This window comes from Psychrobacillus vulpis, from assembly GCF_006861825.1.
In the GTDB taxonomy this organism is placed as follows: Bacteria; Bacillota; Bacilli; order Bacillales_A; family Planococcaceae; genus Psychrobacillus; species Psychrobacillus vulpis.
This window is the reverse complement of sequence record NZ_VDGI01000010.1, coordinates 1-15144: the sequence shown is the minus strand read 5'-3', so window position 1 is coordinate 15144 and position 15144 is coordinate 1. Positions and strand designations below refer to the sequence as shown.

The window sequence follows — 15144 nt, the reverse complement described above, 5'->3', positions numbered from 1 at the left end:
AAAAAATATATCGCATTTTTAAATTGATAATTCTTTTGATAACTGATACATTATTGAATCAAAAACCTCATTCTTTTCAAATGCTTCATTCATATCATAGTCTACCACTTGATGATTCTGGATGCCAACTGCACGCCCACCTTGACCTGTCAATAATACTTCAACAGCTCTTGCTCCGAACATACTTGCCAATACTCGGTCTCTACCAGTTGGTGAACCTCCGCGTTGGATATGGCCTAAAACAGAAACACGGGTTTCAATACTTGCATGCTCCATTAACTTAGCTGCAAATTCTGATCCACTCATAACCCCTTCTGCTACAATAATAATACTATGCTTTTTACCACGAGCAGTTCCGCTTTTTAACCTTTCAACTACTTCTTCAATATTGTAGTCTACTTCTGGAATAATAATTGTTTCTGCACCACCTGCAAGGCCCGCCCACAAAGCAAGATCCCCAGCATCCCTACCCATTACTTCAATTATAAAAGTACGATCATGAGACGTTGCAGTATCTCTTATTTTGTCAATACAATCGATGACAGTATTTAAAGCTGTGTCAAAACCAAGCGTATAATCAGTACCAGGTATGTCATTATCAATAGTTCCTGGAATGCCAACACAAGGGAATCCATTTTTCGTTAATGTCATGGAACCTCGATACGAACCATCTCCTCCAATAATGACTAATCCATCGATTTGATTTGCTCGTAACTGTTCAATTGCTTTTTGTTGACCTTCAATTGTTCTAAATTCAGGACATCTTGCTGATAACAGTTTCGTGCCACCTCTTTGAATAATATCACCAACTGATCCTAAATCTAATTCTTCCATATTCCCTTCTATTAATCCTTGATACCCATGATATATACCAACTACTTCTAGACCTTCGTATATCGCTTTTCTGACCACGGCACGAATCGCTGCATTCATACCTGGGGCATCTCCACCACTTGTTAATACACCTATTCGCTTCACAATGCACCCTCCAGATTTAATATATTTATTAATATTAGCTTATCACGAAATTAAGCAAAAAAAAATGTGTCCGTCAGACACATTTCAAATTTAATAAACTATGTTCGAAGAGAATCCTTTGACTGTCTTGAAACGCTCGTATGATCAATAACCGTATAATAACAGCAAAGCCTACAAGCGTCTCTCAACTGTCCAATCCATATTACTCAGTAAAGTCTCCAATTTGCTTAAATTTATCGTATCTATTATTTATTAATTCATCTACAGTTAATTTAGAAAGCTCTCGAAGGGAGTTTAAGAGAGTTTCTTTCATATAGGATGCCTGTGCTTCTATATCTCTATGTGCTCCACCATGTACTTCTTTGATAACAGTATCGATGATTTTCATCTCTTTTAAATCAGGTGCGGTAATTTTCATCGCCTCAGCAGCTTGTTTTGCAAGTGATGAATCTTTCCATAAGATTGAAGCTGCTCCTTCTGGCGATATTACTGAATAAGTAGAATTTTCAAGCATATGGATATGATTTGTAACACCTAAACCTAGTGCACCTCCACTTCCACCTTCTCCAATTACTACACTGACAACTGGTACTTTTAATCCAGCCATCTCAACTAGGTTTCGAGCAATTGCTTCACTTTGACCGCGTTCTTCAGCAGCTTTTCCTGGATAAGCCCCCTTTGTATCGATAAAACAAATGATTGGTCGGTTAAACTTTTCAGCTTGTTTCATCAATCGAAGTGCTTTTCGATAACCTTCTGGATGTGGCATACCAAAATTACGTTTAATATTTTCTTTTGTATCTAGTCCTCTTTGATGCCCAATTACAGTTACTGGTTTACCGTCTAATAACGCAATACCACCAATGATTGCTGCATCATCTCCATATAATCGGTCGCCATGAAGTTCGATAAAGTCAGTAAATATTAATTGAATATAATCTCTAGTAGTTGGACGACCAGGGTGACGTGCTACTTGAACACGGTCCCAAGGTTGCATATTTTCATAAATATCTTGTTCTAGTTTTTTCAGTCTTTCTTCTAACTTTTCAATTTCAGCTGTCATGTCTACATCTGCATTGGCAGTGTATTCTTTTAGTTCATCAATTTTCGTTTTTAGTTGAACAATCGGCTCTTCAAATGGTAGTGCTTTTACCATGTTGTAACCTCCTTTTGAACATGCATTTTCACAATTGATGAGACAGTATTACGCATGTCTTTCCTGTGAATGACTGCATCTAGCTGACCATGATCCAGTAAAAACTCTGCCGTTTGAAAATCTTCTGGAAGCTTTTCACGAACTGTTTGTTCAATAACTCTTCTACCAGCAAATCCAATTAATGCTTTCGGCTCAGCCAAGTTAATGTCGCCAACTGAGGCAAAACTAGCTGATACACCACCCGTTGTTGGATGTGTCAAAATCGAAATATATAATAGCCCGTTATCACTATGTCTTCTTAAAGCAACAGATGTTTTTGCCATTTGCATGAGGGATAGTATCCCCTCTTGCATTCGAGCTCCCCCGCTTGCAGTAAAAATAATAAAAGGCACTTGTAGCTCAGTTGCTTTTTCTACAGCCCTCGTTATCTTTTCACCTACAACAGAGCCCATAGACCCCATTCTAAAGTGTGAATCCATAATTGCAACAACGATTTGTTGTCCTTCTATTTCGCCAGTACCAGTTAAAACTGCTTCGTTGATACCAGTTTTTTTCATATCTGATTTTATTTTTTCTGTGTAGCTTGGAAAATTTAAAGGGTTATCTGTTTGCAAATGATCGTCCATTGAAACGAAAGAACCTTCATCTAAAAAGATTTCAACACGTTCAAAAGCAGTCATTTTCATGTGATGACCGCAAGAAGGACATACTTTTAAATTTTTCATTAAGTCCTTTGTAAAAACGTTTTTTCTACATTCAGGACATTTCATCATGATTCCTTCAGGTACATCATGTTTTGCCTTATCAGTAGGTATTGTTGCATACTTCTTTTTATGATTTTTTCTAAAAATATCTCGTATCATTTATATTTCTCTCCTATCCATTAACAAAAGCCATTCGTTATAAAGAGATATTGACATAAGTTCATCACCATTTTTCAAACTAGTAAGCAGCTGTATCCAAACATTTTTTTCATCTATGCTCATTTGACTTCTATACGGTTCACCAGCGAATTGTTTTAATAAGAACCATATTTTCAATGCTAGTCGATTATTGGATGTAATAATTATTTCACGAATGATATCCTCTCTAGATACTTCTTCGTGTTGTAATTTCACTATAAATGCATCCCAAATGGAATGTTTTGTATAATTCTCTGAATGACATAAAGTACGAATCGCTTCTTTTTCTAAAGTTTCCCTTGTTTTGTGTACATCTTTTTTAGAAGTAGACTCCTGTAATATAAAGGTAGATAATAATTCTACTAATTGATGTTTACGAAAGTCAGAAAGAAAGGTTCCTTCCCCTCTTCTCGTTTCAATTAACCCAAGTAATTCTAAACTTCTGAGCGCTTCTCTAACTGTTGACCTTCCAACTTGTAAACGTTCCGCCAGTTCCCTTTCTGATGGCAATTTCCCACCAACTGCAACGTTTTCTTGGTGAATAAGCTCTCTCAGTTGTTTCACTATTTCCAAAAACCTTTTGCTGGAATTATTTTTTGGATTCATACTCCCCACACTCTTCCATTAATTACAAAGTGGTCTGACCACTCGTAGTTAATATGATACAAAATTATCGATAAAACGTAAAGAAAAAACTGCACAATAAATGTACAGTTCAGTTTTGTATATTTATTTTTATTTAGAATAGCTCAGGTTTTCCTAAGAAAATCGTTGAAACGGCTCCCTTTCCGCTGGCGTTGCCTTAGCCTCCTCGCTTCGCTGCGGGGTCTTCGACTATCTCTAATCCCAAAGAAGTGTCGCCTTTTTCAACGATTTTCTAAAAATGAAAAAGTAAAACATGAAAAATAGAGAGTTTTTCAGTGCAATCCCTATGCTGAGGGCACTGAAAAAGTGTTATAAATCGACGTTGTCAGATGAGGTTGTCCAAAGTCCAATTAATAAGAAAATCGTTGAAATGGCTCCCTTTCCGCGGGCGTAGCTCAGCCTCCTCGCTTCGCTGCGGGGTCTTCGACTAACGCTATTCCCGCAGGAGTGTCGCCTTTTTCAACGATTTTCTAAAAATAAAAAAGTAAAACATGAAAAATAGAGAGGTTTTCAGTGCAATCCCTATGCTGAAGGCACTGAAAAAAGTGTTATAAATCGACGTTGTCAGATGAGGTTGTCCAAAATCCAAGAAATAAGAAAATCGTTGAAATGGCTCCCTTTCCGCGGGCGTTGCCTTAGCCTCCTCGCTTCGCTGCGGGGTCTTCGACTAACGCTATTCCCGCAGGAGTGTCGCCTTTTTCAACGATTTTCTAGAATTAAAAAAGGAGTTTGGATGAAGCACTAAAAAAGCCCCAATAATTGACTATTCCAGATGGGGTTGTCCAAAATAGTCCAATTAAAAAAAAATCGTTGAAACGGCCCTTTTCCGCGGGCGTCGCCTCAGTCTCCTCACTACGAGGGCACTGAAAACTCGAATTAGTATTTTTGTAGGAACTATTTGCTGTATTTATTTAAGAGAATTTAGCGTGACGCATGAGACTCCTGCGGGAAAGCGAGACAGACGAGACCCCGCACGAAGCAGAGCGAAGGAGGAGGCTCGTCGCTCGCCCGCGGAAAGCGAATGACAAAGCGATAAATTCTCTTATAACGACTATTTGATAGAAAATTTTTGGAATAACACTTTCTCAATACCCTTCTCGCTTAACTGCGGGGTCTTCGACTAACGCTATTCCGCAGGAGTGTCGCCTTTTTCAACGATTTTCTAAAAAAAAAAGTAGAGTGTGGATTGTGGTACGATTTGATTGAGCCACAAGACAAGACCATTTAGTTCGTAAATTGGATGTTCAGATTGATTTCAGCTGTTGGTTTGAAATAAAGTTCGATCGTTTATAAAAAAGATTAACCGTTTATAAATAAGTTGCACCGTTTTATCCCTTTGGTTGGTATAATTTTTAATTAGAAGGAAGTGAATTCATGAGTGATTTAGAAAAAATTAAACTTGTGAAGCCACCATTTCCCACGCTACGATGTTTTTCTTTCAAACCTATAATTATCTAGGAGAGGATTATTTTGAAGAAAAACATCGAAAACAAAACACTTAGCTTATTATTACTGATTGTATTAGTAGGCTTCCCACAAATTAGTGAAACTATTTTTAGCCCATCATTACCTTCTATCGCAGAAGCGTTTGAAACTTCTATGAGTGATGCACAGCTTACGATGAGTGTGTACTTTATCGCTCTTGCCTTCGGAGTATTTTTCTTTGGGCGTTTATCCGATAAAATCGGTCGTCGCAAGGCAATGCTTTATGGGCTGTTTTTATATTTTGTTGGTAACGTACTTTGTTTAATAGCAAATGAAATGGCGGTTTTATTAGTCGCACGCTTTATTCAAGCGTTTGGTGCAAGTGTTGGCTCTGTCGTGACTCAAACGATTTTACGCGAAAGCTTTTCTGGTGTTGAGCGTCATAAATTGTTTGCTCAAATTTCAGCTGCCCTTGCCTTCACACCTGCCCTTGGCCCGTTAATCGGTGGCTTTACCGATTATTATTTTGGCTTTAAAGTCGTATTTTGGGTGTTAATTGCTATGAGCGTTATTGTATTTTGCTATGCGTTTTTACGGTTACCTGAAACAGCGCTTACTACAATCGAAATGAAGCCTATACTACCAATAGTGAAGCGCATGATTACAAATGCGCGTCTATGGCGCTACGGCGTATTAATTGGCGGTATTAACGGTGTATTATTTAGCTATTATACCGAAGCACCATTTATTTTTACGCAATACTTTACTCTAACAAGTGCGATGTATGGTTTTTTAGGCATTATCGTTGCGCTCGCTTCTATCGCAGGTGCGATGCTATCTAAACGACTCGTTAGCCACACAAAACCTGAGAAGATTATCGTACGCGGATTAGCCATTATGCTCATCGGTACATTGCTCGCTACATCGGTACATTTTTTATCGATTTCATTACAAATGCCAACCATGATTGTTAGTGTGTTCATTATTTTATTTGGTACAGGTACCGCTTTACCAAACTGTTTAAGCTTAGCGCTCATTGACTTTCAAGACGTCATTGGTTCTGCGGGTGCGATATTTAGCTTAGGTTATTATTTACTCGTCAGCGCTACAATCTATGGTATGAGCGTTTTCCATAACGGAACAGTCCTTGCGATGCCACTATATTTTTTAGGACTAGGGATCGTTATGCTTTTAATAAGCTTACCCTTACTTTATAAAGAAGATGCGATGCTTTAAGAAAGTTGCACCGTTTTCAAAAAAAGATAAATGCTTGACCCTCACGCTACGTAATAGGAGTCACTATATCATTTTTAGCCAAGTCGAAAATAATCTTTAGGCACCTCGAAAGTGATTAAAACTTTTTTATAAAAACTAAACTTAAATCTGCTGGGTAAGAATCCATTTTGATCAATCTTTTTTCAAAATGGATTCTTTTTATTTATCGTAAAATCTGGGTTTTCGTGGTATTTTTGATCAAACTTTATTTTAAAAGCCACATCAGCTTCTCGTTAATGCTAGAGATTTATTGAACAAAATTAAGAAAAATTTTAAAGGCAGTTGGGATTAAGCTCATTCCAACTGCCTTTTGTTTTCAATCTGAAACTGCACGATAAATGTACAGTTTATCTCAATACTAATTTCCCTAATATTTGAGTACGTCCATTTCGGCGCTCCGATTTACCTTCTACGACAACGATTGACAATTCCTCTAATAATGAATTAAATTTTGCATATTCTTCTGGAAATAAAGTTACGGAAATACTTCCGGTCTCATCTTGAATAGTTAGAAAAGCCATCGATTCTCCCTTTTTGGTCCGAATTTTTTTTACTTCTTGAATAAGACCAACTACTTTAACTTTCCATTCTTTAATCGATTGTTGCACGTCCCAAATGTTTTCTATTTTTTCTCCCATACTTTTTTTCATAGATACAGTTGGATGCTCTGAGAAGTATTGACCTAAAACTTCTTTTTCAAATTGTAGTTTTGTCATTAATGGAAATGGATCCATTTTTATATATTTTGATTTTCCAAAATGAATATTATCCCCTTCAAACAAATCACTGTCCTCCGTTGGACTTACAAGCTTTGCATATTTTACTGCTGGGTCTAATGTCGCCAGTAAAGTTGATCGTTCTTCTTTAAAATCATCTAAAGCTCCAGCTTTAATAAGAGGCTCAATATTTTTTCTAGTAAAATGAATCGCTGTTAAATCGGAAGCTAAATCGAAAATATCATTCCATTTTCCAGATTGTTTCTTTCTTAATTCCACCAATTTTTGTGTAAACGAATGGGTAACTCCTTTAATCGCTTGCAATCCAAAACGTACACTTCCGTTTTCAACTGAAAAATAAATATTGCTCTTATGAATAGATGGCGGTAGTACAGTTATACCTTTTTGTTTCATTTCGATTAATAGATGATTCAGCTTTTCCTGATTTCCTGCTGTAGTACTTAATAGTGCACAGTAAAACGGGACAGGGAAATGGGCTTTCAAATAAGCCATTTGATAAGAAATTATACTGTATGCTACAGCATGACTCTTCGGAAATCCGTAATCTGCAAATCGAACGATTAAATCATACACAGATGAAGCAGCTTCTTCTGTATGCCCTAGATGTATTGCCTTTTGAACAAAATGAGTACGTTCTTTCTGCAAAATGTCTCGATTTTTTTTACTTACAGCTCTTCGAAGTAAATCCGCTTCTCCAAAAGTAAAGCCTGCCATTTGGGAAGCAATTTGCATGATTTGTTCTTGGTATACAATAATGCCGTATGTTTCATTCAAAATTGGTTCTAATACAGGGTGTTCATATATAACAGCTTGCTGCCCCAGCTTCCGTTTAGCATAAAGCGGGATACTCTCCATCGGACCAGGTCTATAAAGTGCATTTACTGCTACTATGTCTTCAAATTTTGTTGGTTTTATTTGTTTTAAAGCATTCCGCATACCAGGTGATTCTAATTGAAAAACACCTGTTGTATCTCCATTTTGTAAAAGGATTAAAGTTTGTTCATCAATTAATGGAATATCCTCTAACAATAATTTGGAGGATCTATTATAGTTAATTAGATTTAAGATCCGCTCAATAATTGTTAAATTTCTTAACCCGAGGAAATCCATTTTTAATAAACCGATTTGCTCCACTTCGTTCATTGGCCATTGGGTTAAAAAAATGTCATCATGACCATTCTGTATTGGTACTACATCGACAAGTGGAACTGGAGAAAGTACTATACCTGCAGCATGAGTAGATGCATTTCTTGGTAATCCTTCTAGAGCTAATGCAACTTGAAACCATTTTTTTCGAATTTCTTCAGTTTGTACGAACTCACGAAGTTTTTGAGATTGATCATACGCTTCTTTTAATGAAATTCCAGGTTTTGATGGAATAAAGGAAGAAATAGCTTCTAAAGTAGATGACTCAAATCCAAATACTCTAGCCACTTCTCTTGCAACTGCTTTTGCCGATAATGTTCCAAAGGTAATAATTTGAGATACATACTGCTTCCCATACTTTTCAGCAACATATTGTATTACTTCCATTCTTTTTGAATCAGCAAAGTCGATATCAATATCCGGCAAAGTAATTCGCTCGGGATTTAAAAATCTCTCGAACAGGAGACCATATTTTAGTGGATCTACATTCGTAATAAAAAGGGAATAAGCAACGAGAGAACTTGCAGAAGAACCTCGACCAGGACCAGTTAATATTTCTGCTTGTTTTGCAAACTTCATAAAATCTTGGACGATTAAGAAGTAGTCCTCATATTGCATTTTACTAATTATTTGAAGTTCATAATTTAGTCGTTCTATATATGATGGAGTTATATTATTCACACGTAATTTCAATCCATCTTCGCAAAGTTTATGCAAATAATCTTTCGCAGATATCGATGGTGGCAAAGGAAACTTTGGCATATAATGTGTTGTTTTTTCAAATGATACATGACAACTGTTTAACATTACTTCCGTATTTTTGAGCCAATGAGGAGCATCTGAAAACCAATTTACCCACTCTTCATTAGTAAGAAGATGGTAGGAATCATTTGAAGGCTTTAAACGATTTGCATCGGACATTTTTACTGATTGCTCCATTGCATGTAACACTTCAAACGCAAACGCATCTTCTTTTTCAATATATCTACTCATATGAAACGCAGTGATAGGAATCGATAATTGTTCTACAAACGGTATTACTGTCTTTTCCATTTCTTGTTTTATTCCATTGGGACGTTCTATTCCAACATACAGGTTAGATACTCCAAATATTTCATTAAGCTCTACGATTCCTTCTTGTGAAAAGTGTTGATCGCATTTATAAAGTGCAATTAAACCTTTTTTGTACGCTTGAAGCCACTTTTTTGGTAATTCGGAAAGTTCTCTTGTTTCCAAACTACTAGAAATTTTTAATAAATTTTCATATCCATCATTATTCTTAGCGTAAATGATGATCGAACATGACTGGGTGTCCAACTGTACTCGAATCGATAATCCAATTACCGGATGAATTTTTTGTTTTTTTAATTCATGCCAAAAAGGCAACATACCATACAATTTACTGTTTGTAATAGCGGCTGCCTTCGCGTTATTCTTTTTCAATTTTTGGATGAGTTGCTCCAATTGAATTGTACTTTTCAGCATATCCGCTGATGTCACAATTTGTGGATATACTGTTTCCATATAAAACACCTCAATTTACAGCTTTTTTTAAGTCCTCGATAACTTGATCTGCTTCCTCCCATGTCTTTACAGAAGCTCCAGAAGCAAGTGGATGACCTCCACCACCATATTTTTTTGCAATGGTATTGATAACTGGACCTTTAGAACGTAGGCGTACACGGATTTCTTTTATATCTTCAATAAAGAATACCCAACTTTTCATTCCTTTTACTTCTGCTAAAGAACCTACTAATAATGAGGCTTCGGACTCTGCTACATTATATTTTTGTAAAATCTCTTTTGTCAGTTTAACAAATCCAATTCCGTTTTCATCCATCTCAAAGTTTTCATACACATAACCCTTTAAGTGAAGTAGATTTCTATCCATCTCATACATACCATTAAAAAGGTCTGTACGGTTAAATTCATATGAAAGTAGATCACCAGCATACTTCATTGTTTGCAAAGTAGTACTCTGAAACATGAATCTTCCTGTGTCTCCTACAATTCCAGCAAAAAGTAACCTTGCAACAACCTTGTCCATCTTCCAGCCTTTATAAGCTTTCGCTTCTTCAAAAAGTTCACAAATCATTTCGCTCACTGAACTTGCATTCGTATCAACCCAAAGTAAGTCTCCATATGTATCATCATTTGGATGATGATCAATTTTAATAACATACTTACCAAGTTTATATCGATCATCATCTATTCTTTCTGTATTTGCTGTATCTGTAACAATAATTAAAGCATCTTGAAAGTCCTCATCCGTAACATTTTCTGGCTGTGCTAAAAAGTCTAATGTACTGTCATGATTTCCAGTAGCTAATACTTTTTTATTTGGATAGTTTAACGAGATAAGCTCTTTCAACCCTATTTGAGAGCCATATGCATCAGGGTCTGGCCTTACATGCCGATGTATAATAATTGTGTCATATCCTTCGATTGTGTCAATGATTTGTCTTTTCATGTCATATTCCCTCGCTTAATCAAGTTTACTATTCGCATTTTAACCATTTTCCCTTTACAATGATGGAAGCTTATCTTTTTATTGGAGGTTCATAATGATACTTAATGGAATATTAGTATTTGCAATTATTGTTTCATTTGTGTGGTATTTTTATTTCAAAACGAAACAGTTTCGAACTAATTTACCTATACGAAAAAAGTGGTTTTCTGCGAAAGCCTCTATTTGTTTAGGAGCATTCTTATTGTTTTTTGGATTTAATTATTTACTAGTTTTTCCTTCATCCGTTACTTATGTCATTTCAGGATTATTTATCTTTCTTGGAGGCTATTTTATGTTTCACAATTTTAAAGCATCCAAGCACTACGGAAAGTTCGTGGAAGAGGAACTTAGTTTAAATAAATGATGCAGCTAAGAGAGCTGCATCATTTTTTTATCGTTCTAACAACTGATACGTTATCATTGCTTTACCTACAAGTTGTTTTTCATTGAATACTTCTAAATCCATTTTCGCTACTTTTCTACTCATTTCTAACACTCTAGTGTGCACGCGAAGAATACTTTCTAATTGTATTGGTTTCGAAAAATAAATAGTCATATTTTCTACAACACTTTCTCCACGTTTTCGAATTTTTAATGTTTGTGATCCTGTCTCTGTTAGTAGTATGGAAAAAGCGCCATAGGACATTGCACCATAGTGATCTGTCATTTGCGGTGTCACAACAAATTCAAAAATAAAATCCTCTGTCGACACTGATTTTATTTGCTGTTTTACAATATCATCAATTGTTTCACCATTTTGTGGCTGTCTAGATGCCGCTTGCAAAGCTTTCAAGACATCTTGTCTACTTATTACACCTTCTAAATGATTGTTGTCCCCAACAACAGGCATCAAATCGATTCCTTCCCAAATCATTCGATGACTTGCTGATGCTACACTTGTTTTCAAGGTAATGGAAATAGGATGTTTCGTCATCACTTTTTCTATCAATTCGATACTATCTCTACTTATCACATCTCTAGCTGTCACTATGCCAACCAATCTATTTGCCTGATCAACAACCGGAAATCCTCCGTGCGTCGTTAACTCATTCAATTCTCGATAATGCTTCACATAATCATGAGTACGTAAAAACGTAGTATCTTTAAGGGGAATATATATATCTTCAATAAGAAGTACATCTTTTTTGATAAGTTGATCGTCGATTGCTCGATTAATCATCGTAGCGACTGTAAAAGTATCGTAGCTCGTGGAAATGACAGGTAACTCCAAATCATCTGCTATTTTTTTAATTTTTTCTGAAACATCAAAACCACCTGTCACAAGTACCGCTGCACCTGCTCGTAAAGCATGTTCATGTACTCTAAAACGGTTTCCAACGATAAGTAAATTGCTAGGCTCAACATAACGCATCATATCTTCTACTTGCATTGCACCAATGACAAACTTATTTAATGTTTTATAAAGGCCTGCTTTTCCTCCCAGAACTTGCCCATCTACTATATTTACAACTTCCGCAAAAGTAAGTCGTTCGAAATGTTCTTTTTTCTTTAATTCGATCCGAATAGTCCCAACTCGTTCAATTGTACTAACAAGCCTTCTTGTCTCTGCTTCTTTTATGGCACGATATGCAGTTCCTTCACTAACAGATAAATCTTTCGCAATTTGTCTTACCGATATTTTATCCCCTACAGGTAGTTTTTCTATATATGCTAAAATTTGCTCGTGTTTTGTTGTCATGTAGTCACATCCAAACGATTGTTATTCGTCTATTGTACCACATTTCGCATTTTTTCCAGCATCGTTACACTTGTACAAAATCCCCTGCGTTTAGTAGTTGAACTTCTGAATTTTTTACTAATTCCTCAAATTTTGTTGGATCCTGTTTAATTGGAGGAAATGTATTATAGTGAATCGGCACTACAATTTTAGGATTTAAAAGTTCAGTTGCATATGCCGCATCTTCTGGCCCCATTGTGAAATTATCCCCAATTGGTAAAAAGGCAATATCAATATTATTTCTCTTACCTATTAACTGCATATCGCCAAAAAGTGCTGTGTCTCCAGCATGATAAACCGTTTCTCCTTCAGCAGTAAATAATATTCCTCCTGGCGTTCCAGTATAAATAGTTTCATTTTCTGTAGTTGTAAATGAAGAACTATGAAAAGCTTGCGTATATTTTACTTGGCCGAAATCAAAAGTATATGAACCACCTATCCCCATTGCATGTGTTTTAACACCTAATGTCTCTAAGTATTCAGCTAGCTCGAATGTTGCAACTACTAGTGCATTGCATTGCTTAGCAATTTCAAGAGTGTCGCCAACATGGTCGTTATGTCCATGAGTCAACAAAATTGCATCTGGTTTTTCATCAGAGACTTTTAAATCGGTTAAACTATTCCCCGTTATAAATGGATCAATTAAAATTGTATGTGTACTTGTTTTAATTTTTACAACTGAATGTCCGTGGTAACTGATTTTCATCGTCTACTCTCTCCTTTTAATACATATTTATTCTCTTATTCTCATTCAACATAGATGCTAGAAATCCTTTATTCTGATATTCTTAACATATAAAATTTAAAAGAGGTGCCTAGATGAAACAAGTAGAAAAAATTCAAAGTTTTTTACAATCAAACAATATTGATGTAGCGTTTATAACAACTCCAGATAATGTTTTTTATTTCACAGGATTCAGAAGCAATCCACATGAACGACTACTCGGTGTTGCGATTTTTAAAGATAAAACTCCATTCATTATTTGCCCACAAATGGAAGTTCCAGATGCATTAGCAACTGGGTGGACGGGAGGTATTGTTGGTCATCAAGATACAGAAAATGCTTGGGATATTTTAGTCCAAAATATACAAGAAAAAGTTGGGTCAATAAATACATTAGCAATTGAAAAAGCCCATTTGACAGTTGAACGTCAAGAAGCGATTCTAGATAGAATACCTTCTGTTCAAATTTCAAGACTGGATGAAAAAATTAATGAATTACGTGTCATTAAATCAGAAGAAGAATTAGTAAATATGAGAAAAGCAGCAGAACTTGCAGATTATGCAATTGAAGTCGGATGCAAAGAAATTGCAGAAGGTAAAACGGAATTAGAAATATTAACAGCAATTGAACTAGCTGTAAAAGATAAAGGTGGTTCACAAATGGCATTCGATACAATGGTATTAAGTGGACCTAAAACCGCCTCTCCACACGGTAACCCTGGGGACCGTAAAATCCAAAAAGGCGACTTTGTATTATTTGACCTTGGCGTTGTTTACAACGGCTATTGCTCAGACATCACACGTACAGTAGCTTTTGGCGAACCAAGTGCCGAGAAGCGTGAGATATACGAAACAGTCCGCCGTGCGGAAGAAGCTGCGGTAAACGCTGTAAAACCAGGTATTACAGCTATGGAATTAGATAAAACTGCTCGCGATGTAATTACTGAGGCTGGTTATGGAGAATATTTTACACATCGTTTAGGACACGGACTTGGCATCTCTGTTCATGAATTCCCATCAATCACCGGTGTAAATGATATGAAACTAGAAACCGGCATGGTATTTACAATTGAGCCTGGAATATACCACCCTGAAATTACAGGAGTTCGAATTGAAGATGATGTAGTTGTCACAGCAGATGGTGTCGAAGTACTTACGAAGTTCCCTAAAGAGTTAATCGTATTATAAGAAAACAAACGCCAATGTCTTCCCCGAGAAGCGAGGAGTCAGTTTCCTAACTGTCATGGAGATGTTGTGTTTTGTTTGAAATAAATCTCTAAATCTAATAATAGAACGAATAAATTGTACAACAAATGAAAGACACATTGAAAAACAGTGTGTCTTTTTTTGTTTCCTTTTTGAATAATAGAAAGGGTGCAGCGCCTCTAATTTGCCGATGAGGCTCCTGAATTTGCGCTTGGAGGAGATGAACTTGCACATAGAGGCAATCAATTTGCACTTACGCCTTTTGAACTTGCGGATAACGCAAATGAGTTTTCGCATGCCATCGGAATTTGCGCATACGGCTCCTGAACTTGCCCATAGAGGCAATCAATTTGCACTTACGCCTTTCAACTTGCGGATAAAGCAAATGAGTTTACGGATGCACTCGGAATTTGTGCATACGGCTCCTGAACTTGCATATAGAGGCGATTAATTTGCACTTACTCCTTTTGAACTTGCGGATAACGCAACTGAGTTTGCACATGCTCTCGGAATTTGTGCATACGGTTCTTGAACTTGCGCATAGAGGCAATCAATTTGCACTTACGCCTTTTGAACTGATTAAGTCCATATAATTGTGTAAAAAGGAAAAGGGTCAAATTAATCCCTCTTGGTTACAATGTTTTCAACGACGATAAACAATGAGGAGAGATTAATAATGACCCAATTAAAGTTTACCCTAGATA

General features: G+C 36.3%; 11 protein-coding genes. 3 read left to right on the top strand and 8 right to left on the bottom strand.

The features are described from left to right. Positions 1–18 precede the first annotated feature (18 nt). From pfkA to FG384_RS10190, 4 genes are all read right to left on the bottom strand, one after another. Complete coding sequence (pfkA, locus tag FG384_RS10205; protein ID WP_142642497.1) at positions 19–978, bottom strand: 6-phosphofructokinase; 960 nt, start codon at positions 976–978, stop codon at positions 19–21. A 202-nt stretch (positions 979–1180) separates the two neighbouring features. Next, on the bottom strand, positions 1181–2134 hold the full coding sequence (accA, locus tag FG384_RS10200; protein ID WP_142642496.1) for an acetyl-CoA carboxylase carboxyl transferase subunit alpha: 954 nt from the start codon (positions 2132–2134) through the stop codon (positions 1181–1183). After that, the gene (gene accD, locus FG384_RS10195) at positions 2128–2997 is read right to left on the bottom strand and encodes an acetyl-CoA carboxylase, carboxyltransferase subunit beta (RefSeq protein WP_142642495.1); all 870 of its coding nucleotides are present in this window, start codon (positions 2995–2997) and stop codon (positions 2128–2130) included. The genes accA and accD overlap by 7 nt, the downstream gene beginning before the upstream one ends. Further along, on the bottom strand, positions 2998–3642 hold the full coding sequence (locus tag FG384_RS10190; RefSeq protein ID WP_142642494.1) for a FadR/GntR family transcriptional regulator: 645 nt from the start codon (positions 3640–3642) through the stop codon (positions 2998–3000). Positions 3643–5151: 1509 nt separating this feature from the next. On the opposite strand from FG384_RS10190, the gene FG384_RS10185 reads away from it, so the two are divergent. After that, positions 5152–6342 carry a multidrug effflux MFS transporter gene (locus FG384_RS10185; protein ID WP_142642493.1) on the top strand — a complete coding sequence of 397 codons (1191 nt, stop codon included), beginning with the start codon at positions 5152–5154 and terminating at the stop codon, positions 6340–6342. Positions 6343–6728: 386 nt separating this feature from the next. On the opposite strand, the gene dnaE is transcribed toward FG384_RS10185, so the two are convergent. Then, the gene (gene dnaE, locus FG384_RS10175; RefSeq protein WP_142642492.1) at positions 6729–9788 is read right to left on the bottom strand and encodes a DNA polymerase III subunit alpha; all 3060 of its coding nucleotides are present in this window, start codon (positions 9786–9788) and stop codon (positions 6729–6731) included. 10 nt (positions 9789–9798) lie between these two features. Beyond that, a complete protein-coding gene (locus FG384_RS10170; RefSeq protein WP_142642491.1) occupies positions 9799–10734 on the bottom strand; it encodes a DHH family phosphoesterase in 936 nt (311 codons plus the stop codon). A gap of 94 nt (positions 10735–10828) precedes the next feature. Between FG384_RS10170 and FG384_RS10165 the strand changes: the two genes are divergently transcribed. Further along, positions 10829–11137 carry a YtpI family protein gene (locus FG384_RS10165; RefSeq protein ID WP_205961777.1) on the top strand — a complete coding sequence of 103 codons (309 nt, stop codon included), beginning with the start codon at positions 10829–10831 and terminating at the stop codon, positions 11135–11137. A gap of 27 nt (positions 11138–11164) precedes the next feature. Here FG384_RS10165 and FG384_RS10160 read toward each other — a convergent pair whose 3' ends face one another. Continuing rightward, on the bottom strand, positions 11165–12472 hold the full coding sequence (locus FG384_RS10160) for a DRTGG domain-containing protein (protein WP_142642490.1): 1308 nt from the start codon (positions 12470–12472) through the stop codon (positions 11165–11167). A gap of 64 nt (positions 12473–12536) precedes the next feature. Further along, positions 12537–13217 carry a metal-dependent hydrolase gene (locus tag FG384_RS10155; RefSeq protein ID WP_142642489.1) on the bottom strand — a complete coding sequence of 227 codons (681 nt, stop codon included), beginning with the start codon at positions 13215–13217 and terminating at the stop codon, positions 12537–12539. A gap of 113 nt (positions 13218–13330) precedes the next feature. On the opposite strand from FG384_RS10155, the gene FG384_RS10150 reads away from it, so the two are divergent. Next, complete coding sequence (locus FG384_RS10150; RefSeq protein WP_142642488.1) at positions 13331–14422, top strand: M24 family metallopeptidase; 1092 nt, start codon at positions 13331–13333, stop codon at positions 14420–14422. Positions 14423–15144 lie beyond the last annotated feature (722 nt).

What these genes read in the sequence shown, in the direction of transcription:
- FG384_RS10190 (WP_142642494.1), bottom strand. Translation starts at nt 3,642, where the DNA reads ATGAATCCAAAAAATAATTCCAGCAAAAGGTTTTTGGAAATAGTGAAA.
- accA (WP_142642496.1), bottom strand. Translation starts at nt 2,134, where the DNA reads ATGGTAAAAGCACTACCATTTGAAGAGCCGATTGTTCAACTAAAAACG.
- FG384_RS10160 (WP_142642490.1), bottom strand. Translation starts at nt 12,472, where the DNA reads ATGACAACAAAACACGAGCAAATTTTAGCATATATAGAAAAACTACCT.
- FG384_RS10170 (WP_142642491.1), bottom strand. Translation starts at nt 10,734, where the DNA reads ATGAAAAGACAAATCATTGACACAATCGAAGGATATGACACAATTATT.
- FG384_RS10155 (WP_142642489.1), bottom strand. Translation starts at nt 13,217, where the DNA reads ATGAAAATCAGTTACCACGGACATTCAGTTGTAAAAATTAAAACAAGT.
- accD (WP_142642495.1), bottom strand. Translation starts at nt 2,997, where the DNA reads ATGATACGAGATATTTTTAGAAAAAATCATAAAAAGAAGTATGCAACA.
- dnaE (WP_142642492.1), bottom strand. Translation starts at nt 9,788, where the DNA reads ATGGAAACAGTATATCCACAAATTGTGACATCAGCGGATATGCTGAAA.
- FG384_RS10150 (WP_142642488.1), top strand. Translation starts at nt 13,331, where the DNA reads ATGAAACAAGTAGAAAAAATTCAAAGTTTTTTACAATCAAACAATATT.
- FG384_RS10165 (WP_205961777.1), top strand. Translation starts at nt 10,829, where the DNA reads ATGATACTTAATGGAATATTAGTATTTGCAATTATTGTTTCATTTGTG.